General features: G+C 73.9%; 21 protein-coding genes and 1 pseudogene. 9 read left to right on the plus strand and 13 right to left on the minus strand.

The annotated features are described in order from the left end of the window. Positions 1-98: 98 nt before the first annotated feature. Together OG871_RS04165 and OG871_RS04170 are read right to left on the minus strand one after the other, a co-directional pair. Entirely contained in the window at positions 99-254 is a 156-nt protein-coding gene (locus OG871_RS04165) for a hypothetical protein (RefSeq protein WP_371494289.1), read from the minus strand. 105 nt (positions 255-359) lie between these two features. Next, positions 360-1481 (minus strand): sorbosone dehydrogenase family protein, encoded by a 1122-nt coding sequence (locus OG871_RS04170; protein WP_371494290.1) that lies wholly within the window; start codon positions 1479-1481, stop codon positions 360-362. A gap of 441 nt (positions 1482-1922) precedes the next feature. Here OG871_RS04170 and OG871_RS04175 point away from each other — a divergent pair, with 441 nt between their 5' ends. After that, the gene (locus OG871_RS04175) at positions 1923-3182 is read left to right on the plus strand and encodes a hypothetical protein (protein WP_371494291.1); all 1260 of its coding nucleotides are present in this window, start codon (positions 1923-1925) and stop codon (positions 3180-3182) included. A 59-nt stretch (positions 3183-3241) separates the two neighbouring features. Here OG871_RS04175 and OG871_RS04180 read toward each other — a convergent pair whose 3' ends face one another. Then, the gene (locus OG871_RS04180) at positions 3242-3457 is read right to left on the minus strand and encodes a hypothetical protein (protein ID WP_371494292.1); all 216 of its coding nucleotides are present in this window, start codon (positions 3455-3457) and stop codon (positions 3242-3244) included. A 127-nt stretch (positions 3458-3584) separates the two neighbouring features. Here OG871_RS04180 and OG871_RS04185 point away from each other — a divergent pair, with 127 nt between their 5' ends. Continuing rightward, complete coding sequence (locus OG871_RS04185) at positions 3585-4127, plus strand: 2'-5' RNA ligase family protein (RefSeq protein WP_371494293.1); 543 nt, start codon at positions 3585-3587, stop codon at positions 4125-4127. A gap of 20 nt (positions 4128-4147) precedes the next feature. Here OG871_RS04185 and OG871_RS04190 read toward each other — a convergent pair whose 3' ends face one another. The 7 genes from OG871_RS04190 to OG871_RS04220 all read right to left on the minus strand — a co-directional run bounded on the left by OG871_RS04190 (position 4148) and on the right by OG871_RS04220 (position 12117). Next, positions 4148-5182, minus strand: a complete 1035-nt coding sequence (locus OG871_RS04190) for a hypothetical protein (protein WP_371494294.1) — start codon at positions 5180-5182, stop codon at positions 4148-4150. Positions 5183-5283: 101 nt separating this feature from the next. Next, complete coding sequence (locus tag OG871_RS04195; RefSeq protein ID WP_371494295.1) at positions 5284-6159, minus strand: peptidoglycan recognition protein; 876 nt, start codon at positions 6157-6159, stop codon at positions 5284-5286. 277 nt (positions 6160-6436) lie between these two features. Further along, entirely contained in the window at positions 6437-7048 is a 612-nt protein-coding gene (locus OG871_RS04200; protein ID WP_371494296.1) for a GNAT family N-acetyltransferase, read from the minus strand. A gap of 94 nt (positions 7049-7142) precedes the next feature. Next, positions 7143-8627 (minus strand): GH1 family beta-glucosidase, encoded by a 1485-nt coding sequence (locus OG871_RS04205; protein WP_371494297.1) that lies wholly within the window; start codon positions 8625-8627, stop codon positions 7143-7145. Between the two features lie 134 nt (positions 8628-8761). Then, positions 8762-9652, minus strand: coding sequence for a carbohydrate ABC transporter permease (locus tag OG871_RS04210; RefSeq protein WP_371494298.1), 891 nt, complete (start codon positions 9650-9652; stop codon positions 8762-8764). 11 nt (positions 9653-9663) lie between these two features. Then, positions 9664-10674 carry a carbohydrate ABC transporter permease gene (locus tag OG871_RS04215; protein ID WP_371494299.1) on the minus strand — a complete coding sequence of 337 codons (1011 nt, stop codon included), beginning with the start codon at positions 10672-10674 and terminating at the stop codon, positions 9664-9666. A 117-nt stretch (positions 10675-10791) separates the two neighbouring features. Beyond that, the gene (locus OG871_RS04220; protein ID WP_371494300.1) at positions 10792-12117 is read right to left on the minus strand and encodes an extracellular solute-binding protein; all 1326 of its coding nucleotides are present in this window, start codon (positions 12115-12117) and stop codon (positions 10792-10794) included. Between the two features lie 306 nt (positions 12118-12423). Here OG871_RS04220 and OG871_RS04225 point away from each other — a divergent pair. Then, positions 12424-12738, plus strand: a pseudogene (locus OG871_RS04225) (LacI family DNA-binding transcriptional regulator); the annotation flags it as partial. Between the two features lie 345 nt (positions 12739-13083). After that, on the plus strand, positions 13084-13521 hold the full coding sequence (locus OG871_RS04230; RefSeq protein WP_371494301.1) for a hypothetical protein: 438 nt from the start codon (positions 13084-13086) through the stop codon (positions 13519-13521). Positions 13522-13554: 33 nt separating this feature from the next. On the opposite strand, the gene pgm is transcribed toward OG871_RS04230, so the two are convergent. Beyond that, complete coding sequence (gene pgm / locus OG871_RS04235; RefSeq protein WP_371494302.1) at positions 13555-15195, minus strand: phosphoglucomutase (alpha-D-glucose-1,6-bisphosphate-dependent); 1641 nt, start codon at positions 15193-15195, stop codon at positions 13555-13557. A gap of 238 nt (positions 15196-15433) precedes the next feature. On the opposite strand from pgm, the gene OG871_RS04240 reads away from it, so the two are divergent. The 3 genes from OG871_RS04240 to OG871_RS04250 all read left to right on the plus strand — a co-directional run bounded on the left by OG871_RS04240 (position 15434) and on the right by OG871_RS04250 (position 18351). Further along, complete coding sequence (locus tag OG871_RS04240; RefSeq protein WP_371494303.1) at positions 15434-15991, plus strand: GNAT family N-acetyltransferase; 558 nt, start codon at positions 15434-15436, stop codon at positions 15989-15991. Between the two features lie 69 nt (positions 15992-16060). Further along, complete coding sequence (locus OG871_RS04245) at positions 16061-16435, plus strand: RNA-binding S4 domain-containing protein (RefSeq protein WP_371494304.1); 375 nt, start codon at positions 16061-16063, stop codon at positions 16433-16435. A 725-nt stretch (positions 16436-17160) separates the two neighbouring features. Then, positions 17161-18351 carry an Ig-like domain-containing protein gene (locus OG871_RS04250; protein WP_371494305.1) on the plus strand — a complete coding sequence of 397 codons (1191 nt, stop codon included), beginning with the start codon at positions 17161-17163 and terminating at the stop codon, positions 18349-18351. 78 nt (positions 18352-18429) lie between these two features. Here the strand turns inward: OG871_RS04250 and OG871_RS04255 are convergent, their stop codons facing one another. Then, positions 18430-18945, minus strand: coding sequence for a cupin domain-containing protein (locus OG871_RS04255; protein WP_371494306.1), 516 nt, complete (start codon positions 18943-18945; stop codon positions 18430-18432). A 72-nt stretch (positions 18946-19017) separates the two neighbouring features. Here OG871_RS04255 and OG871_RS04260 point away from each other — a divergent pair, with 72 nt between their 5' ends. After that, complete coding sequence (locus tag OG871_RS04260; protein WP_371494307.1) at positions 19018-19515, plus strand: MarR family winged helix-turn-helix transcriptional regulator; 498 nt, start codon at positions 19018-19020, stop codon at positions 19513-19515. 555 nt (positions 19516-20070) lie between these two features. Here OG871_RS04260 and OG871_RS04265 read toward each other — a convergent pair. Continuing rightward, positions 20071-20391 carry a winged helix-turn-helix transcriptional regulator gene (locus OG871_RS04265; RefSeq protein WP_371494308.1) on the minus strand — a complete coding sequence of 107 codons (321 nt, stop codon included), beginning with the start codon at positions 20389-20391 and terminating at the stop codon, positions 20071-20073. Positions 20392-20533: 142 nt separating this feature from the next. On the opposite strand from OG871_RS04265, the gene OG871_RS04270 reads away from it, so the two are divergent. Next, positions 20534-21373 carry an SDR family oxidoreductase gene (locus OG871_RS04270; protein WP_371494309.1) on the plus strand — a complete coding sequence of 280 codons (840 nt, stop codon included), beginning with the start codon at positions 20534-20536 and terminating at the stop codon, positions 21371-21373. The last annotated feature ends 2 nt before the right edge of the window (positions 21374-21375 follow it).

Genomic DNA, 21375 nt, shown 5'->3' on the forward strand with positions numbered 1-21375 from the left:
CGGTGGCCGAGCCCGGTCGCGGTCGCGCCGACCCGCACCTGCGGTAGATCCAGTCTGCGCCTGCTGCGGCCCGGCCGCCTCCCCCGCCGGGCGTCCGGTCAGCGTGGCCGACGGCGGTGGCGGCCGGCGCTATGTCGCCCCGCACCACGGGCGCGTCCGCGGGGATCGGTCGCGGCCAGGACGGCCGCCACCAGCAGCGGGACGGTCAGCAGGAGCAGGTTCAGCATCGGGTCCGGCCCTCTCGTCGGGAGCATACGAAGGACCGTAACGAGCCGTCACCGAGCGGAGCGGGAGCGGCCGCACGTGGCGGCGGCAACCACCCCGAACCGGTGACACGGTGTACTCCGGTGAGCACGGTGTCAGGCGATGGCGACCCGCAGGATGCGGTCGTCACCGGCCCGCGGCTGACCCCGGCCGTCGGTGTTGTTGGTGCTGACCAGCAGGGTGCCGTCCCCGTCGGCGACGACCGTGCGCAGCCGGCCGTACGTCCCCGTGAAGAAGGCCTCCGGGGCGCCGCTCACGTGGTCGCCGTCGACGGGGATGCGCCAGAGCCGGGTGCCGCGCAGCGCCGCCATCCAGATGGCCCCGTCGGCGTACGCGATGCCGCTGGGCGAGGCCTGGTCGGTGTGCCACTGGACGAGCGGGTCGGTGTAGCCGGCGCGGTGGGCCTGACCCTCGACCACGGGCCAGCCGTAGTTGGCACCGGGGGTGATCAGGTTGAGCTCGTCCCAGGTGTTCTGGCCGAACTCGGACGCCCACAGGCGGCCCTGCCCGTCCCAGGCGAGGCCCTGGACGTTGCGGTGGCCGAGCGAGTAGACCACCGAGCCGGGGAACGGGTTGCCGGGGGCGGGGGCGCCGTCCGGGGTCATCCGGAGGATCTTGCCGCCGAGCGAGGCCGGGTCCTGGGCCAGTTCGGTGCGGCCTGACTCACCGGTGCCCGCGTAGAGCATGCCGTCGGGGCCGAACGCGATCCGGCCGCCGTCGTGGTTGCTGCCCTTGGGGATGCCGGTGAGCACGGTGGTGGGGGTGCCGAACTGCGGGCCGGGCGGCCGCTGCCCGTCGTAGCCGAACCTGACGATCCGGTTGTCGTCGGCGGCCGTCAGGTAGGCGTAGACCTGGTGGTCGGTGGCGTAGTCGGGCGAGAGGGCGAGGCCGAGCAGACCGCCCTCGCCGCCGGCCACCACGCCGGGGACGACACCGAGGTCGGTCTTGGCGCCGTCCCGGGCCGCGACCCGGGTGACCCGCCCGGTGTTCCGGGAGGCGACCAGCAGGTCGCCCCCCGGCAGTACGACGATGCCCCAAGGGCTGTTGAGCCCATCGGCGACCTGCCCGGCGACCCGGACGCCGCTGCCGGACGTCCCGGCGGAGGCCGAGGCCCCGACGGCCGTGGACACCTCGGACGGCGCCGGGGCGGCCGCCGAGCTGCACCCAGCGGCAAGCACCAGGGCGACGGCGGCGGCAGCGACGGTACGCGCTCGCATGAAGGCTCCTCACCGGCTGGGTGGTCGGGCTCCCACCCCAGCACACCACAGGTGGCCCCCACCGGGCAGCGGGACAGCCCGAGCGGGCGGGCGCAGCGGGACAGCCCGAGCGGGCGGGCGCAGCGGGACGGCACCTGCGGTACGGGGACACCCGGGATCCGACGTGGGCGGGGTGAGGTGCTCGCCGACCTCGCGGGCGGCCACCCGGCAGCTGAGGGCCCCTCAGCAGAGTGTCGAGTCCATCATGCCTCGTCAGCGACCCCGGCGGTAGGACGAACAGCACGATTTCCCGGCCTTGTCCGAGGCGCGCGGCACCCTCAGACTCGACCCATCCACCCCGTCCGCCCGTACCGGGCCGCCCACAGGCTGCCCCGGTGCGCGCGTCGCGCTGCCCGGCCGTCCGGCGGGCAGTCCCGCGGGGTGGCCGAACGAGGGGGAACGATGGATCACGATGCGGTGCTGAGCGCCAAGGTGCTGCTGTTCCACGCGGGCCGGCTGGACCTGGCCCAGCGGGTCCGGGCGTACCGGACCCTGCTGGAGGTCAACCCGGCGGCGTACGGGCCGAAGCTGGCCAGGGCGCTGGTGAGCACGACGTACGACGCCGCGCTCCGGGAGCTGCCCGAGGCCCGGCTGGCGCTGACCGAGGAGGCGCTCGCGGCGATCCTCGGCCTGAGCGAGGCGGACCAGCTCCGGGACCACCTGCTGCCCGACGTGCTGGGCGCCCATCAGCGGGAGCTGTGCGCGGCGGGCCGGCGGCCCGAGGCGCTCGCGGTGCGGGCGCGGCTGCTCGCCATGGGACGCGGCGCGGCTCGGGCGCACGGCGGTCCGCCGGCGGGTCTCGACGGTTGGGCCGACGGTCTGGCGGAGGAGCGCCGGCACCGGGAGGCCGCCCAGGCCTACGCCGAGATCGTCCGGGCCGACCGGGAGGCCGGCCGCAGCGGCGACCCGGTGACGGTGATCGCCCTCGCGGCCCAGCTGGAGGCGGCCGGCCGGCCCGAGGCCGCGATCGACGCGATCGCCGACCTCGTCCGCCGGCAGCGGGCGGGGGCGGGGGAGGAGTCCGGACCGATGTCCTGCCTGCTGTACACACTCCTCCACTTCGCCCGGCTGCTCGACACCCACGGCCGGACCGGGCGGGCCACCACGGCGCGGGCGGAGGCCCTCGCGCTGCTCACCGGGCTGTCCGGCCGCAAGGGGCACCCGTGGGGCTACCACCAGGCGGATTACTGGGCGGCCCTGCTGGCGCTGTCCGGCCGCCCGGACGAGCACCCGGCGCCCGGCGAGCCGGTGCCACCGTACGGAAGGCCGTTGCACGCCTGGTCGCCGGACGTCAGGACGCGCTACCGGGCGGACCGGGCCGCCCTGGCGGCGGAGGTGGACACCCTGCTGCCGCTCGCGGAGGCGGACCCGGACACCCACCTGGCCGCGCTGGTCACCCGGCAGCGCAGGCTGGTCGTCCGAGCCGGCGTCGAGGCCGGGGACCGCCTCGGGCGGATGCTCGAAGAACTGCTCCCGCTGTTCGACCGGGGCGTCGCCCTGGCGCGTCGGCTGGACGGCCTCGGCCACCCCGAGGGCCCCGCGGCGCTCTCCCGGGCCCTGACGGACCGGGCGACCATGTTCGTCGCGGTCGGTCAGTACGGCTACGCGCTCGCCGACTTCGAGCAGTCGCTGCCGGCCGGCGCGCGGCCCGCCGCCGGCTGATCCCGTTGGGGGTCGGCACCCGGCCGCCGGGTGCCGGCCCGCCGGGCGGGCGGGCGACGTCAGTCGGCGGCGAGCAGCCCTTCCCGCTCCCAGACGGCCCGGGCCGCCGCCAGCCGCCGCTGCTTGGTGTGCCGCCACTCGGTCCGGTCGGTGACCGCGCCGGGGGGCTCCTCCACCGTGTAGCAGAGCGTGCACACGTACCCGCCGCGTGGGCCGTCCTTGACCGGCGTGCCGCAGGTCGGGCAGTAGCGGGAGTGGTGGACCTGACTACTCATGGCGCCAGGTTACTTGCCGATCACGGCCCCGGACGAGAGCAGGCTGCCCGGACGGTGGCATGGGCCGCAGGCGTACCGCACACGACCTGGCCGCTGCCCCGGACCGCCGACGATCTACGGTGGTCGGATGCAGACCGTGGAACTGACCTGCGACCAGGCCTTCGACCGGGCCGTGCGCGAGGTGTGGGGGCAGCTAGCCGACGGCGGGGTCCCGAGCCTCGCCGCCAACACCCACCCCACGCACCGCCCGCATCTGACCCTCGCCGCCTGCGGCGCGATGCCCGCCGGCGCGCTCGCCCGGATCGACGAGCTGCTCGCGGGGGCGCTGCCGCTGCCCGTGCGGCTCACCGGTCTGCTGTCGTTCAGCGCGCGCAGCCGCCGCCGGGTGCTGACCTGGTCGGTGGTCCCGACCGTCGAACTGCTCACCCTGCACCGGGACATCTGGACCGCCCTGGCGGCCGCGGACGAGCCCAACCCGCTCTACCTGCCCGGTCGGTGGTCCCCGCACCTGGGCCTGACCCGGCGTCTGGAGCCCGCCGAACTCTCCCTCGCCCACGACCTGGTCGGCCGGCTGCCCGACCTGACCGGTACCTTCGACGCGGCCCGCAGCTTCGACAGCGCCGCACAGGCCACCACCGCCCTCGGCGGCCGGCTCGGCGCGCTGGGCTGAGGAGCGCCGGCCACCGGGGCTCAGCCGCTGCGGCGCTTGCGGACCAGCAGCACGACGGCCCCGACGACCAGAACGGCCAGCACCGCCGACCCGCCCGCGCCGCCACCGGTGCCGGAGCCGTCCGCCCGGCTGTCGGTCCCGGCGGCCGCCGGAGCGCTCGCGCCGGGGGCCGGCGAACCGCCCTCGGGGGCGGGTGCGGCGTCGAGCGCCTCGCGCCAGACCGCACTGCCCTTGCCCTCGCTGCCGAACATCAGGGCCTTGCCGTCGGCCGTGTAGGTCACCGACTCGCCCTGGCGCTGGAGCGGCACGTTGACCGAGCCGTCCTCCACCGGGCGGCCGTCCTGCCAGCGGTAGGCGGTGCCGGAGAAGTAGCCGCGCAGCACCAGCCGGGTGCCGTCGGGCGAGAAGGCGCCGTCGGTGACCCAGGGCACGTCGGCGATCGGGCGGAAGACGTTCACCCCGGTGGCGGACAGTGCCTCGGGCCCCTGGTAGAGCTTGCCGCCGCCGCTCTGCTTCTTGCTGGCGATGTAGGCCCGGCCGGTGACCGGATGCACCATCAGCGCCTCCGCGTCGCGCGGCCCGTCCTCGTACGTGACCCGGTAGCGGGTGACGTCCACGGTCTGGTCGCGCAGTTCCCTGGGCTCGGCGAAGCGGTAGATCCACACCTCGGGCCAGGTGCCGTCGCGGTTGTCGCCGATGTCGCCGAGGTAGAGCTGTCCGTCGGGGCCCAGGGAGATCGCCTCGGTGTCGCGCGGCTTCGTCCCGCGCAGGGTGACCGTCGCGACGGTGCGGCCCTCGGAGTCGACGGCGTAGACGTACGGGCCGTCGTCGCTGTCGTTGTGGGTCCAGTAGACGCCGGGGTGGGCCCGGCTCGCGGCCAGGCCGCTGGACTCGGTGATCCGCGGGTCGGTGATGGTGAAGGCCTCGCGGGGCAGTCCTGCCGCGGCCGCGGGGCCCGCGGCGGGGCCGATCGCGAGCAGCGCCGCGGCCCCGGCGGCCGTGCCGACACGTATCGCCCGGGACCGCCACCGCCACCGCTCGTTCGCCCTCGTCACCCAGCGATCATCGCACGGCCGGCGGGCGGGGCCATGCCTGTTCGAACGGCCGTTCCGGGCGGACCGGCGCAGCCCACGGCCGGCGCCGGGCCCGGGCGGGCTCAGACGGATCGTTCGGGGCGGCGCAGCACCGAACCGGTGGGGATCCCGGCGAAGTGTCCGCGCCCCGGGCCGCCCGGGGCGGCGTTCACCGCGGGGGCCGCGGCGTGCATGAATCCGGCGGCACGTTCGATGATCCGCGGCAGTGCGGCGTAGAGCGCGTCGCCCGGGCAGAGGGTGCAGAACGCGTCCCGGTGGCCGGAGATGGTGTCGAAGGTGTGGTTGGTCCCGGCGGGGAAGCGGCTGCCGCTGCTGTTGGAGGTGAGTTCCGCCTTCGCCAGCGGATCGAACCCGTAGGTGCCGAGCTTCCAGGCCGCCAGCCGGGCCATGGCGTCGATGACGGGCGCGGGCACCTCGATGCCGTCGTCGTACGAGCCGATCGCCGCGATGCCCATCGTCTCGCGGTTGAAGCCGAGGGTGTGGGCGCCGACCACCGGGTTGCCGGTGCTGCCGAGCCGGCCCTCGTAGATGGTGCCGAAGCGGTCGACCAGGAAGTTGTAGCCGATGTCGTCCCAGCCCTGGTTCTCCCGGTGCTCCTGGTAGATCGACTTGAGGATCTCGGGGACGTCCTGGGGGCCGTAGGCGTTGCGGTCGCCGGTGTGGTGGATGAAGACCACCCGCACGGCCCGGTCGATCTGGGTCTGTGTCTCGGGCTCGTCGGTCTTCCAGGTGGACCGGCGTACCACCGGCGGTGGCGGCAGCGGGGCCGGCAGCGCGCCGCCCTGCAGTGCGAGGGCGGGCAGTTCGGGGGTGGTCGGCCCGTGGTCGGCGAACGGCAGCAGGTGGCGCGGCGGGCCCGCTGCCGCCAGGGCGACCGCGGCTCCCGCCGAGGCCGCCTGCACCGCACGGCGCAGCACTGAGCGACGGTTGATGTCCATGGCGGCGAGGCTATGAGCCCGGGCAGCCGCCCGCCTGCGGTCGACACGCTGCGCGGGCGGGGGTTCGCGCCGCCCGGTGCGGTCCGCCGCGCGCTGCGACCTGGCGTACGCCCGTCGCACAGCGTGGCCCGCGGGCCCGCCGACGGCGCCGGACGGAACACGCGTAAGGGGCAACGGCGTACCGCCACCTGGGTCTGCCCGCGCGGCGGGCCGCGGCGGCGGGGCCCGGGAGGTGTTTCGGCGGTGGTTCGGAGGTGTGCGGAGGTGTCGGGAGGTGTCAGGCTCGCGGCAGGGGCAGCCCGAGGTAGGTCAGCGGGCCCGGGTCGGGCACCGGGAGTTCGAGGAAGCCGAGCCGGTCGTAGAAGGCGCGGGCCGGGGTGTTGCCGGTGACCATCCCGAGGTGGACGCCGGGGGCGCCGCGCTCGGCGAGGGCGGCCAGCAGGGTGTCCATCAGGCGGCGGCCGTGGCCCTGCCGTCGGTGTTCGGGCAGCAGGTCGATGTGCAGGTGCGCGGGGTGGTCGGCCAGTTCGGGCAGCAGCATGCGTTCGGGGCGGTGCAGCAGGTCGACGACGACCTCGGTGGGGGTGACGGGGGCCGCGGCCGGGGCCGGGTGGTGCGCGGTGACCTCGGGGAGCCAGGTGTCCCGGAAGGCCCGGACGAAGGCGGCCGTGTCGGCGGTGCCGAGCACGTAGCCGACGGCGCGCTCGCCGTCGTCCAGGACGAAGGCCAGTTCCGGATCGAGCCGCAGGTAGGGCCCGGCGAAGACGGTGGGCAGCAGCAGGGGGTCGGGGTAGAGCCCGCGGGCGTCGCCGCCCTGGTGGCCGGTCCGGACGCAGATGTCGTACACGGCGTCGCGGTCGCTGGGGCGGTAGGGCCGGACGGTCGGCATCGGGTGTGGCTCCTCGCTGTCGGGTGACGGGCGCGGGGCGGGCGGGGCAGACCCTCGGCTGCCGTGCCCGCCCCGCGCCCTGCCCCGGGCCGGTTCAGGTCAGGTCGCGGACCGGGGGGATCGCGTTCTCCCGGACGGAGCGGGCGTACCAGCGGGCGCTGTCCTTGGGGATGCGGCGCTGGGTGGGGTAGTCGACGTACACGGCGCCGAAGCGGCGGCTGTAGCCGTAGGACCACTCGAAGTTGTCCAGCAGCGACCAGAGGAAGTAGCCGCGGACGTCGGCGCCGTCGGCGATGGCGCGGTGGACGGCCGCCAGGTGGCGGTGGACGTAGTCGATGCGCTGCGGGTCGTGCACCTCCCCGTCGGGGGTGACGGTGTCCTCGTAGGCGGCGCCGTTTTCGGTGATCATGAGCGGCAGCCGGGGGTGGCGCCGGGAGACGTCCGTGATCAGGTCGTAGAGGCCGGTCGGGTCGACGGCCCAGTTCATCGCGGTCACCTCGCCGGGCGGCAGGTGGAAGACGATGTGCTCGGCCCCGGGCCAGGGCGAGTGGTCGCTGGCGCCGTGGGCGTCGTTGCGGGCGGCCTCGCCGGGTGCGGGGCGCTCGTCGGCGGCGGGCGCGGACACCAGGGTCGGCGTGTAGTAGTTGATGCCGAGGACGTCGATCGGGGCGGCGACGGTGGCCTCGTCTCCGGGCCGGACCAGGTCGTCCCAGTCGACCAGGTGGGCGGTGTCGGCGCGCAGGTCGGCGGGGTATCCGCCGTCGAGGATCGGGCCGGTGAAGACCCGGTTGCCGACCGCGTCGATGCGCCGGGCGGCGTCCCGGTCGGCCGCGCCGTCGGTGAGCGGGCGGACCTGGTGCAGGTTGAGTGTGACGGAGATCCGGGCGTCGGCGGGGAGGCCGGCGCGCAGGGCGGCCACCGCGCGGCCGTGTCCGAGGTTGAGGTGGTGGGCGGCGCGCAGCGCGTCGGCCGGGTCGGTGCGGCCGGGCGCGTGCACGCCGGAGCCGTAGCCGAGGAAGGCCGAGCACCAGGGCTCGTTGAGGGTGGTCCAGAACTTCACCCGGTCGCCGAGGGCGGCGGCGGCGATGGCCGCGTACTCGCCGAAGCGCTCGGCGGTCTCCCGGACGGGCCAGCCGCCGGCGTCCTCCAACTCCTGCGGGAGGTCCCAGTGGTAGAGGGTGGCGACCGGCTGGATGCCGGCCGCGAGCAGTTCGTCGACCAGGCGGCGGTAGAAGTCCAGCCCCTGCTCGACCGCGGGGCCGCGGCCGGTCGGCTGGATCCGCGACCAGGAGAGCGAGAACCGGTAGGCCTGCAGGCCGAGTTCGGACATCAGCGCGACGTCCTCGCGGTACCGGTGGTAGTGGTCGGTGGCCACGTCGCCGGTGTCGCCGGCGTGCACCTTGCCGGGAGTGCGGCTGAAGACGTCCCAGATCGACGGGGTCCGGCCGCCCTCGGCGGCGGCTCCCTCGATCTGGTACGACGCCGTCGCCGCTCCCCAGAGGAACCCGCCGGGGAAGGCGAGCCGGCCGGACGGGTCGACGGTGGTCCGGGCGGCGAGGGAGGGAGAGGGGGCAGTCATGCGGGAAGCGCTCCCATCAGAGTGCTGGAGTCGGTGCGGCCGGGGCGCCGGGGCCGCACCGGAGTGGTCTCGGTACGGATCAACTGTGCCCGGCCGGGCGGTGGTTGTGCGAGAGGTCGGACGGCGGGTCGGGCTCAGCCCTTGACCGCGCCCTGGGTGAGGCCGCCGACGATGTGCCTGCCGAACAGCACGAACACCAGGAGCAGCGGCAGGGTGCCGAGCAGCGCACCGGCCATGATGATCGACCAGTCGGTGGACCAGCCGGTGCCGAGCCCGGCCAGGGCGACCTGGACGGTGGGGTTGGTGGAGCCGTTCATCGCGATGATCGGCCACAGGAAGTCGTTCCAGGACTGGACGAAGGTCAGCATCCCCAGCACGGCCATCGCGGGCCGGGCGATCGGTACCACCACGTGGCGGACCACCCGCAGCGAGTTGGCGCCGTCCATCCGGGCGGCCTCCAGCAGCTCGGTGGGCAGGGCCTGGACCAGGAACTGCCGCATGAAGAACACGCCGAAGGCGGTGACCAGGGCGGGCAGGATCAGCGCGCCGAGGTGGTTGCCCAGGCCGAGGTGCTTCATCAGGATGAACAGCGGGACCACGCTGAGCTGGGCCGGTACGGCCAGGGTCGCGACCACCAGGGCGGTCATGGCACCGCGGCCGGGGAAGCGGAGCTTGGCGAAGGCGAAGCCCGCCAGCAGCGAGAACGAGACGGTGCCCAGCGTGACGGAGCCCGCCACCAGCGTCGAGTTGAGCAGCGCGACGCCCATCCCCCGGCCGCCGGCGTTGTGCCAGACGTACGAGAGGTTCTTGAACAGGTTGCCGCCCGGGACGAGCGGCGGCGGGGTGGAGACCACGGCGTGCGCGTCCGTGGAGGCCGCGACCAGGGTCCAGTACAGCGGGAACAGCGAGGCGAGCGCGACGACGACCAGGACGGCGTAGGTCACCGGCCCGGCGTGGTGCTGGCGGCCGGCCCGGGTGCGCGGGACGCGGCGCAGGAGGCGGGTGTGCGGGAGTGCGGTGGTCATGGTTCCTCCTCTCACTGCGACGTGCGCAGCCGGCGGGCGATCAGGGCGTTGACCAGGCCGATCAGCAGGAGCAGCGCGAACATCGTCCACGCGACGGCCGAGGCCCGGCCGAGCATGCTGTTGCGGAAACCCTGGTCGTACATGAAGACGCCGAGGGTCTCGTACTGGTGGGCGGCGCCGCCCTGGTGGCCGCTCTGGCCGCCGAACAGGAAGGGCTCGCCGAAGAGCTGGGTGGCGCCGATGGTGGAGACCACCACCGTGAACAGGATGGTGGGGCGCAGCGCCGGGACGGTGACGTGCAGGAACTGCCGCCAGCGGGAGGCGCCGTCGATCGCGGCGGCCTCGTAGAGCTCACCGGGGACGGCCTGCATGGCGGCGAGGTAGATCAGGGCGTTGTAGCCCGTCCACCGCCAGGTGACGATGGTGGAGACGGCGAGTTGGGACGTCCAGTCGCCGGCCTCCCAGGCGACCGGGTCGAGGCCGAACAGGCCGAGGAACCAGTTGGCCATGCCGCTCTCCGGGCTGAAGATCAGCGCGAACACCAGGGTGGCGGCGGCGACCGAGGTCGCGTACGGGGCGAGCAGCGCGGTGCGGAAGAACGAGCGGGCGCGCAGCCGGTAGTTGAGCAGGTGGGCGAGGCCGATCGCCATCATCAGCTGGGGGACCGTGGACAGGATGCCGAGCGTGACGGTGTTGCCCAGGGCGTTCCAGAAGAAGTGGCTCGCCGGGCCGGTGAACAGGTCGGTGTAGTTCCGCAGGCCGACCCACTCGGCCCGGTCGACGCTGTACAGGCTGACCCGGTGCAGCGAGAGCCAGCCGGTGTAGAGCAGCGGGAAGAGGCCGAATACGGCGAACACCAGGAAGAACGGCGCCACGAACGCGTACGGCGAGGCCTTGGTGTCCCAGCGGTAGAGGCGGCTGCGCAGGGCCTGGCGGCGGCTCTCCGCGGCGGGCGCGGGGCCAGGCGGGTCGGGAGTGGCGGAGTCCGGTCCGCTTCCGCGTGCGCTGATGGAGGTGGCCACGGGTGGCTTCCTTCCGTGAGGGACGGCGTGCGGTGTCACTGGACGGCAGTGGAACTCCGCGTGGAACGGGCGGCGGCGGGGCGGGGCCGCGGGGGTTGGCCCCGCCCCGGGAGCGGGCTACTGGATGGTGCTGTCGATCTGCTGGACGGTGGCCTTCCAGGCCTCCTCCGCGCTCTTGCCGTTCTGCTCGACCAGGAGGATGCCGTTGCTGAAGGCGTTCTGCAGGTCACCGGCGTGCACGCCGGTCTCGGCCGGCTTGATGGCCTTGGCGGCGGTGGAGAAGATCTGGCCGGTGGGGGCGTCGGGGCCGATGTAGGGGTTCTTGAAGTCCGAGACCCCGGGCAGCGCGTAGGCACCCTGGCTGGAGGGGATGTTGCCGACCTTCTGGAAGACCTTCGCCTGCTGCTCCGGCAGGGACAGCCAGGCCACCAGCTCCTGCGCGGCGGCGACGTGCCTGCCCGAGCTGGGCACCGCGAGGAAGGAACCGCCCCAGTTGCCGGCGGCGGGCGCCTGGGCGACGTTCCACTTGCCGGCGTTGGCCGGGCCGGAGTACTTCTCGATGTTGGCCTGCTGCCAGGACGGGCAGATGGTGGTGGCGAAGGTGGACTGGGAGAACGCGGTCTGCCAGGGGGTGTCGAACTCCTTCAGGCCCTGCGAGGTGCCGGCGGCGTCGGCCTGCATGGCCAGCTCCCAGGCCTTCCTGACGCCGGCGGAGTCCTTGTAGGCGAGCTTGCCGCCCTTGTAGTACTGCTCGCTGGAGCTGGAGACGGCCGCGTTGAAGAGACCGGTCGCGGAGTCCATGAAGAACGTGCCCTTGGGAGCCTTGGCCTGGAACTGCTTTCCGGCCTCGACGTACTTGGACCAGTCGCCGGCCCACAGCGCACCGACCGCGGCCGGGTCGGAGGGCAGGCCCGCGGCCTGGAAGAGGTCCTGGCGGTAGCAGACGGCCATCGGGCCGACATCGGTGCCCAGGCCGATGGTCCTGCCGCTCGCGGTGGTGCCCTGCTGCCACTTCCACGGCAGGTAGTCGTCCTTCTTGACGCCCGGCGCCTTCGAGAGGTCCTGGAACGCGCCGCTCAGCGCGTCGGAGGTGGCCAGCGCGATGCGGCCGACCTCCAGGGCCTGGACGTCGTCGAGTCCGCTGCCGGCCGCGAGGTGGGTCTGCACCGCGGTCCAGTAGTCCGCCTCCTGGGTGGTGGTGTTCTCCTTGATGGTGATGTTCGGGTGTGCCGCGGTGTAGGCGTCGAACAGCCCGGCCTCCTTGAAGCCGAAGGTCCCGAAGTCACCGACCGTCAGAGTGATCTTCTCGTTCGCATCGGTCGAGGCGCCCGAGCCGCTGCTGGAGCAGCCGGTGGCCAGCAGGGCGGTGGCGCTCAGCACGGCGGTGACGAGCACGGCGGCTCTGCGGGAGGGGGCGGGGCGGGCGGCACGGGACGTGCGCATGTCCATCTCCTTGGTCCGGTACGCGGCGGTGCGTCCCGGGAGCGGGGGCGAAGGGGGACGGCCTGGATTCGGCCGGTTGACGTGCGGCTGGTGGCGTTGCCGAGGCCTGGGGCTCTGCCAGTAGAGTGTGGGAGCGCTCCCATGCGTCTGCCGGAAGATTGCTTCCCGGCGGGGTCACATGTCAAGACTTGAAGTCCAATGCGTTACCGGAGCGTGTCCGGCCGACGCCCGCGACGGTCCGGTCCGACCGGCCCGCTCACACCCGATCCCGCCCCGGCCCCACCCCTATCCCGCCCGAGGTGAACGATGAGCCCGACCGCCCCGCGGCCCGCCGCGTCTCCCGCCGTCCCCGCAGGTGGGCGCGGTTCCGTACGGCCCAGACTGGAGGAGGTCGCGGCGCTCGCCGGGGTCGGCCGGGGCACCGTGTCCCGGGTGATCAACGGCTCGCCCAAGGTCAGCGCCACAGCACGGGCCGCGGTGCAGGCGGCGATCGCCGAGCTCGGCTACGTCCCGAACCGGGTCGCCCGCTCGCTGGTGACCTCGCGGACCGACTCGATCGCCCTGGTGGTGCCCGAGGCGGAGACCCGGCTGCTCTCCGAGCCGTACTTCTCCGAACGCCTTTCCTTCAAGACTTGAACGATGCTGGACGTCTTGACGCTCCGGCAGCGGATCTGACTTCATGTGCGGCGGCCCCTTGCGTCGCCGACCCGTTCACCCTCCCCTCCCTCCGGATGGGATTCGCCGGCGATCACTGGGAGCGCTCCCAGCCATCTGGCGCCCGATCCGCCTCCGAGCACGGCTCAGTGGTCAGGACAGCGAGCCGCGCACGGCACTCGACCCTCCCGACGCGATCCGGCCGCGCAGCGGATGGCCGGTTTCCGATCCGCTGAAGCCCCGGTCCCGGGGCAGGCTCAGTGCGGGGCGGGTGACCGCCCCACCCGCACCGACCAGCCGAGGGGTATGCCGATGAGCCGGCCCGTACCGTCGCACCGTCCGATCGGAGAGTTGATCTCCGAGGCCGCCGACACCATCCGATCCGCCAATCAGATCGCCCAACTGCACGACCGGCCCGGCCTGTTGGACGCCGACCAGCTGACCGACACGGTCGGCTCCCTGCACACCCTCGCGGCGAACCTGCCGGAGCTGTTCGACCGCCTCGGCACCTTCCTGAGCAGCGAGCAGGCCGCCGGCCGGCTCACCCCTTCCTCTCCCGAGGTGTCCGACCTGGACCTGGTCAGGACGGTCCGGGACGCCCGCGAGCAGCTCGGCGAGGCGAGCCGGATCGCGGGGGTGCTCGGCGAGGCGCTGGCCCTGGCGGGAAGCTCGCTGGCCGCCGTCGGCAAGCCCTGGAACACCGCCGCCGTCCGCGGTCCGGACGGCGGCGGCGGTGCGCAGCCGGTCTGACACCCGGTCGGGCCCGGGCGGCCCGGCCGGGTCTCAGGCCTCCAGCACCTCGGTCACCAGGGCGCGGGCCTGGTCCTGGACCTGGGCCAGGTGGTCGGGGCCGTGGAAGCTCTCGGCGTAGATCTTGTAGACGTCCTCGGTGCCGGACGGCCGGGCCGCGAACCAGGCGTTCTCGGTGCACACCTTCAGTCCGCCGATGGCCGCGCCGTTGCCCGGCGCCTCGGTCAGCACCGCGGTGATCGGTTCGCCGGCCAGCTCGCCGGCCCGCACCTGGTCAGCGGAGAGCTTGGCCAGCCGGGCCTTCTGCTCGCGGTCGGCGGGCGCGTCCACCCGGGCGTAGGCGGGGGCGCCGAACCGGGCCGCGAGGTCCTGGTAGTGCTGCGAGGGGCTGCGGTCGGTGACGGCGGTGATCTCGGCCGCGAGCAGGGCGAGCAGGATGCCGTCCTTGTCCGTGGTCCACACCCCGCCGTCCCGGCGCAGGAACGACGCCCCGGCCGACTCCTCCCCGCCGAAGCCGACCGAGCCGTCCAGCAGCCCGTCGACGAACCACTTGAAGCCCACCGGCACCTCCACCAGTTCGCGCTTCAGCTCGGCCGCGACCCGGTCGATCATCGAGGAGGAGACCAGGGTCTTGCCGACCGCGGCGGCGGACGGCCAGTCCTTGCGGTGCCGGAAGAGGTAGTCGATCGCCACCGCCAGGTAGTGGTTGGGGTTCATCAGACCGCCGTCGGGGGTGACGATGCCGTGCCGGTCCGCGTCCGCGTCGTTGCCGGTGGCGACCGCGTACTCGTCCCGGCGGCCGATCAGCGACGCCATCGCGTACGGCGACGAGCAGTCCATCCGGACCTTGCCGTCCCAGTCCAGCGACATGAACCGCCAGGTCGGGTCGGTCAGCGGGTTGACGACCGTGAGGTCGAGGCGGTGCGTCTCGGCGATCCGGCCCCAGTACGCCACCGACGCGCCGCCCAGCGGGTCCGCGCCGATCCGCACGCCCGCCGCCCGGACGGCGTCCAGGTCCAGCACCGACGGCAGGTCCTCGGTGTAGCGGCCCAGGAAGTCGTGGCGGCCGGTGGTGTCGGCGGCCAGCGCCCGGGCGTGCGGCAGCCGGTGCACGCCCGCCAGGCCGGCCCGGATCAGGTCGTTGGCGCGGTCCTGGATCCAGCCGGTGGCGTCCGAGCCGGCCGGGCCGCCGTGCGGCGGGTTGTACTTGAACCCGCCGTCGCGCGGCGGGTTGTGCGAGGGCGTCACCACGATGCCGTCGGCCCGCGCGAGCGGGTTGGCCCGGTTGTGGGTGAGGATCGCGTGCGACACCGCGGGGGTGGGGGTGTAGCCGTCCGCGCTGTCCAGCAGCAGCGTGACGCCGTTCGCCGCCAGTACCTCGACCGCGGTGGCCAGGGCCGGCTCGGAGAGCGCGTGGGTGTCCGCCCCCAGGAACAGCGGGCCGGTGGTGCCCTGCGCCGCGCGGTACTCGCAGATCGCCTGGGTGGTGGCCGCGATGTGGTCCTCGTTGAACGCCGTGTCGAGCGAGGAACCGCGGTGCCCCGACGTCCCGAAGGCGACCCGCTGCCCGGGCTCGTCCGGGTCCGGGTGCAGCGTGTAATAGGCCGTCACCAGCCTCGCCACGTCCACCAGGTCTCCGGGATCCGCCTGCAATCCGGCCCGTGCGTGCACCATCGCGTCTCCTTCGGTCGCGTCACCCCGACCCCGTCCGGCAGGTGGGGCCGGGCTGTCCTGTCTCCCCACCAGTACATCAGTCCTTGTGCGCGCGAACATGACCGCCCGTTCACCGGACCGTGCCGGTACGTCGAACTCCGGCCGCCGGGCGGTCGAACCGGGGATCGCCGCGTCGCACCGGGCGCGGCCGTCCGCAATGCGGTGGACACCACCGGTCCGGTGCAGCAGCATCCGCAGCATGAACGATCACTCCCCGGCCCACGCGGCCAGCCCCGGCGTCCCCCGACGGATCGGCTTCACCCTGCTGCCCGCCCCCGCGATGACCGCGCTCCTCGCCGGCGACCTGGCGGGCGCCGGCGACCTCGTCGGGCTGCGCCTCACCGACTTCTTCCTGACCGACCGGGCCTGCTGGCTCTGGCGGTACCGGCTCGACCAGCTGGCCGAGCGGCCGCAGGACGCGCCGTGGCTCGCACGGGCCGCGGTGGCGCGGCCGCACGGCGAGGTGGTCGGCTACGCCGGGTTCCACGGCGGGCCCGACGAGGCGGGCATGGTCGAGGTCGGGTACTCGGTGGCACCGGAGTTCCGCCGGCAGGGGTACGCCAGGGCGATGCTGGCCGAGTTGCTGCGGCTCGCCGCCGCCGAGCCCGCGGTGCACACGGTGCGGGCCACCATCAGTCCGGACAACGAGGGGTCGCTGGCCACCATCCGGGGCTTCGGCTTCGTGGCGGTCGGCGAGCAGTGGGACGAGGTGGACGGCCTGGAGCTGATCTTCGAGGTGCCGGCCCGGGTCGGCTGACGTCGGGCCCGGCGCGGCGCCGCGATATCCGTTTCGGCGGCCCGCACGGCTGCGGTTAAGGTCGACGGCATGGAGTCGCAGGACGCAACCGTACGGGTGGACAGCTGGATCTGGTCGGTCCGGCTGACCAAGACCCGGGCCCTGGCCGCGGCGGCCTGCCGGGCCGGCCACGTGCGGGTGAACGGGGAGAAGGTCAAGCCGGCGCAGTCGCTGCACCCGGGCGACGAGGTCCGGGTGTTCCACGCCGGGCGTGAGCGCGTGGTGGTGGTCGCCAAGCTGGTCCGCAAGCGGGTCGGCCCGGTTCCGGCGGCCGAGTGCTTCGTCGACAACAGCCCGCCGCCCCCGCCGCGCGAGGAGGTCGCCGTCGTCGCCGCCCGTGATCGTGGCGCCGGCCGCCCGACCAAGCGCGAGCGCCGGGACATCGAGCGGCTGCGGGGCCAGTAGCCGGGGCCGGATTCCGTACTCCCGACCGGCCGGTCGCGCTACGGTGCCGGAGCGCTCTCGCACGGCGTTCGGCATCGGGGGGTACGCCATGCGGGGGATTCCGCTCGTCCCGGCGGTCGCGCTGCCGGTTGCCGCGGCGGTGCTCGCCGGCCTCCTCCCGGCCTTCGGCAACCCGGTGGAGCTCCACCGGCTGCCGGGGCGCGGGGAGGCACGGCAGGCGCTGCGGCAGATCCACGGCGTCCTCGTCGAGCGCGGCCTGGTCCTATCGGCGGGCCGGTCCGCCCTGGCGGACGTGCTGGTGCTGGCGGCGGGCGCCTGCCGCCGTGTTCGGCCTGCTCGGCCTCTCCCCCGTGCTCGCCCGGGCGGGCGGCGCGGTTCTCGCGGTCGCCGCGGTCCGTCTGTTCGTCCGGGGCAGCGGCCCCGCTCTCGCTGCGGCAGCTCAAGGCCCGGGCGCTGCCGCACAGCTCCCGGGCCCGCAGCGCGGCGTCCGGGCTCAGTGGGTGCGGTCCTGGAGGCCGGCCATCGCGATCGCCCAGCGGATGTACTTGCTCGGCCCGGTGGGCCACGGCCGCCATCGGAGTGCGGCCGCCCGCCGCAACCCCGGTCCGGACGCTCCGCCTGCCGTCGCGAAGCCCCAGTGTGACCGAATCGTCGCCCTCGGCGTGGAACCTGACCGCCCGCCGCTGCGTATATACGACTGGATCACGGCAAAAGGGGTAACTCGGGTGGAGCGCAGGTACAGGGTTCTGGCGGCGACGGTGCTCGGTGGCGCGCTCGCGCTGACGACCGCGTGCAGCGGCGGCGGGGGCGGGTCGGCCTCCGGGCCCGCCGCGTCCAAGGAGAAGAAGTCCGCGGCGGCCGTGAGCATCGAGCCGGCGAACGGGGCGACGGGCGTCAAGCCGACCGGCGCTCTCAAGGTGTCGGTCGCGAACGGAAAGCTGACCGAGGTCAAGGTCACCGGCAAGGACGGCGCGGAGGTGCCCGGCGCGCTCACCGCCGACGGCCTGGGCTGGGCCCCGGCGGCCGGGCTCGCGGTCTCCTCCGAGTACAAGGTGAGCGCCAAGGCGGCCGACGCCGAAGGGGTGGCGACGACCGCGGAGAGCAGCTTCACCACGCTGACGCCGCAGCAGGTGGCGAGTCCGCAGGACAACATCGCGGACGGGCAGACCTACGGCACCGGCATGATCGTCTCGCTGACGTTCAAGAAGCCCGTCAAGGACCGCGCGGCGGTGGAGAAGGCGATCACCTTCGACACCTCCGACGGCAGCGTGGTCAAGGGCCACTGGTTCAACGACAGCCGGGTCGACTTCCGTCCGCAGACCTTCTGGAAGCCGCAGAGCAAGGTCGTCGCCCACTACCGCCTGAAGAGCGTCGAGACCGCGCCGGGCGTCTACGGCGAGGTGGACAGCGACCAGTCGTTCACCATCGGGCGCTCCCGGGTCAGCACGGCGGACGCCTCGTCCCACCAGATGGTGGTCGAGGAGGACGGCAAGCCGGCCGAGACCATCCCGATCAGCGCCGGGGCGGACTCGCCCGCCTCGCAGAACACCTTCAACGGCACGATGGTGATCATGGCGAAGGAGGGGACGACCGTCATGGACTCCTCCACCGTGGTCAACCACGAGGGCCCCGACTACAAGGTGAAGATGCCGCACGCACTGCGGCTCACCCCCACCGGCACCTACGTCCACGGCAAGTACGCGCCCGACAACCCGTTCGGCAGCCGCAACACCAGCCACGGCTGCGTCGGCCTCCAGGACGGCTCCGCCGAGGACGGCGACAACAACTCGGTCGCGGGCCGCTTCTACGCGTCCGCGCTGATCGGCGACGTGGTGACGGTGAAGAACTCGGTCGGCAAGCAGGTCGACCCGGCCAACGGCCTCAGCGGCTGGAACATCGGCTGGGACAAGTGGTGACCACCGCCGCCCGGTGATCGACCGGGGCGGGCACCGCCGCGGCGGTGCCCGCCCCTTCGCGTCACGGCGGCAGCCGGCTCACCCGGCCTCGGGCCCCTCGGCCCGGGCCGCCTCCCGGGCCGCCGTCCAGAGCGGGGCGTCCAGGAAGTGGTTGTCGAAGCGCTCCTGGGAGGCCAGCAGCTCCTCGACGGTCCCCTCGCCGCGGCCCAGCCGTTCGAGCAGCCGGAAGTACCCGAAGCGCTCCACCCCGGGAGTGATCACGATCAGCAGGTCCGCCCCCGCCGCCGGCGAGGCCGCGAAGGCGTGCGGCACCCACGGCGGCACGACCACCAGATCCCCGCTCCCGGCGGTCACCACCTCCTCGCCGACCAGCAGCTGCGCCGAGCCGTCGACGACGAAGAACAGCTCCGAGGACCTGCCGTGGCGGTGCGGGGTGGCGCCGTCGGCCCCCCGCCCGAGGGTGACCCGGAGCGTACTCAGCGCCCCGCCGGTGGCGCTGGAGTCCGCCAGCAGCCTGGCCCGACCGCCGAGCAGGGACAGGGTCTCGGCCTCCCCGCTGCGCACGACCACGGCCTCGTGACCCACCAGCGACATGATCTCTCCCCGGGATTGTTCCGCGACTGATAGTACTGCGTCTAACTATCTCCCATCGAATAGCATACGTCCATGGACCAGGTGGACGTGATTCTCGACCAGTGGCGCCGCGAACGCCCGGGACTGGACCTCGCGGCCGTCGGCACCGCCGGACGTCTCGGCCGGTTCGCGATGCTCGCAGGCCGCGCGGTGGACCGGGTGTTCCGCGAACACGGCCTGCAGCGCGGCGAGTTCGACGTCCTGGCGGCCCTGCGCCGGTCCGGCCCGCCGTACGTGCTCATCCCGTCCGTGCTGGCGGCCACCCTGATGATGTCCCGCGCGGGGATGACCAGCCGGCTCGACCGCCTGGAGTCCGCCGGCCTGGTCGAGCGCCGCCTCGATCCCGACGACCGGCGCAGCTTCCTGGTCGCCCTCACCGACACCGGCCGTGGCGTCGTCGACGCGGCCTTCACCGACCACGCCGCCAACGAGGCCCGCCTGCTGTCCCCCCTCACCGACCCCGAACGCGCCACCCTCGACCTGCTGTTGCGCAAACTGCTGCACGGGGTCGACACCGACGCCGACGCCTGAGCGCACCGCCTCGGGCCGCCCCCGCGCTCGGGTGCCCTCGGGCGGACCGGCGGATGATCGGCGCCGGGGCGCATCGCCTGGAGGAGCCACACCACCGGCACCACGGCGATGACGGCGGCCGCGACCTGCTCGACCGGCGTTCGGGGCGCTCTGAACCGGACACGTCGCCGACGGGCCATCAGCGGCCGGCCGGAACACCGGCGGCAGGCGCAGGCCGCGGAGCCGGCTTGTCGCCGCCCAGGTTGCCGTTCGGACACGGGCCTCCGACCTCCAGTCCCGGCAGCGCTCCGACGTGCTCGGCCACGCCCGAGCGCTCGGCCTCGGCGACTTCCAGGAACAGTGCCGGAACGTGTATCTGAACTCGCCCGTCGGCGGCATCCGGTTGCCGGTGGCACAGCCTGCACGTCACCGGCCCGTCGGGCACAACACCGGTCTCCTCGGCGCGAGCTGAGCGTGGCTCAGGCCCGCCTCCTGGCGGACCGGCCGGACCAGGTCCTCGGGTCAGTGGGGTGCTCGGTCACGCTGGATGCGCTTGCGTGGTCGGCCCCTACCACGCTATCCCGCGCTGCGCGGCGACAGCTGCCGCGTAATCCGGTCGAACAGCTCCGCCAGTGGCTCGCCGACGTCCCGACCGAACTCGGTCAGCCCGTAGGTGACCTGGGGCGGCGTCGTCGGCTCGACCTCCCGCCAGACCAGGCCGTCCTGGACCAGCGCGCGCAGGGTCTGGGCGAGCATCTTCTCGCTGATGCCCTGGATGCTCTCGCGCAGCTCGTAGAACCGGAGGTCGTTGCCCCGCAAGGAGATCAACACCCAGACGCCCCACCTGCTGGTCACGTGGTCGACCACATCGCGCGCGGGGCAGTCGGTGTGAAACACCTCATACCGCTCCGCCGCCTCGGCCCGTATGTGCTGCGCGCTTCCCGTCACGTGATGAGCTTACCTGGAGGTATGTCCTTACCAAGAGTTAGCCCGGCTCCTACCGTGAAGGCCACAAAGGACATCGGACAAGGAGCTCTAAATGATCGTGGTGACCGGGGCTACCGGGAATGTGGGCCGGCCGTTGACGCGGGCACTGGCCGAGGCGGGCCAGCAGGTGACGGCGGTGTCGCGGCACGCGGCGGCGATGCCGGACGGCGTCCGCCACGTGGCGGCCGACCTGGCCGAGCCGACCGGCCTTGAGCCCGCGCTGGCCGGAGCGAAAGCGCTTTTCCTGCTGCTGCCCGGCGACATGCACGCCGCCGGAGCCAGCCCGGCCGACATCATCGGCGCAGCCGAGGCCGGCGGGGTCCGCCGGGTCGTCCTGCTCTCCACGCAGGGCGTGGCGACCAGGCCCTTCGGCGCAACGCGGATCGCGATGCGCGCGCTGGAGGATGTGCTGCGGGAGTCCGGCCTGGAGTGGGCCATCCTGCGGCCGGGCGGCTTCGCCTCCAACGCCCTGTGGTGGGCCGAGTCCATCCGCGCGCAGCGGGTCGTCGCCGCTCCCTTCGGCGACATCGGGGTGCCGATCATCGACCCGGCGGACATCGCAGAGGTCGCGGCGGCCTGCCTGCTGGATGACCGGCACACCGGCGGCGTGTACGAGCTGACCGGCCCGGAGGTGATCACGCCGCGCCGGCAGGCGGAGGCCATCGCCGCCGCGCTGGGCTCGCCAGTGCGGTTCCACGACCTCACCCGCGGCGAGGCCAAGGCCGCCATGGCCCGGAGCATGCCGGCTGAGCTCGCCGAGGACACCCTGACCATCCTCGGTTCCCCGAACCCGGCCGAACTGCGCGTCAGCCCGGACGTCCGGCGGGTCCTCGGCCGCGCCCCGCGCCCGTTCGGCGACTGGGCCGCCCGCAATATCGCCGCGTTCCGCTGACC

The sequence above is a fragment of the Kitasatospora sp. NBC_00374 genome (assembly GCF_041434935.1).
Lineage (GTDB): Bacteria > Actinomycetota > Actinomycetes > Streptomycetales > Streptomycetaceae > Kitasatospora.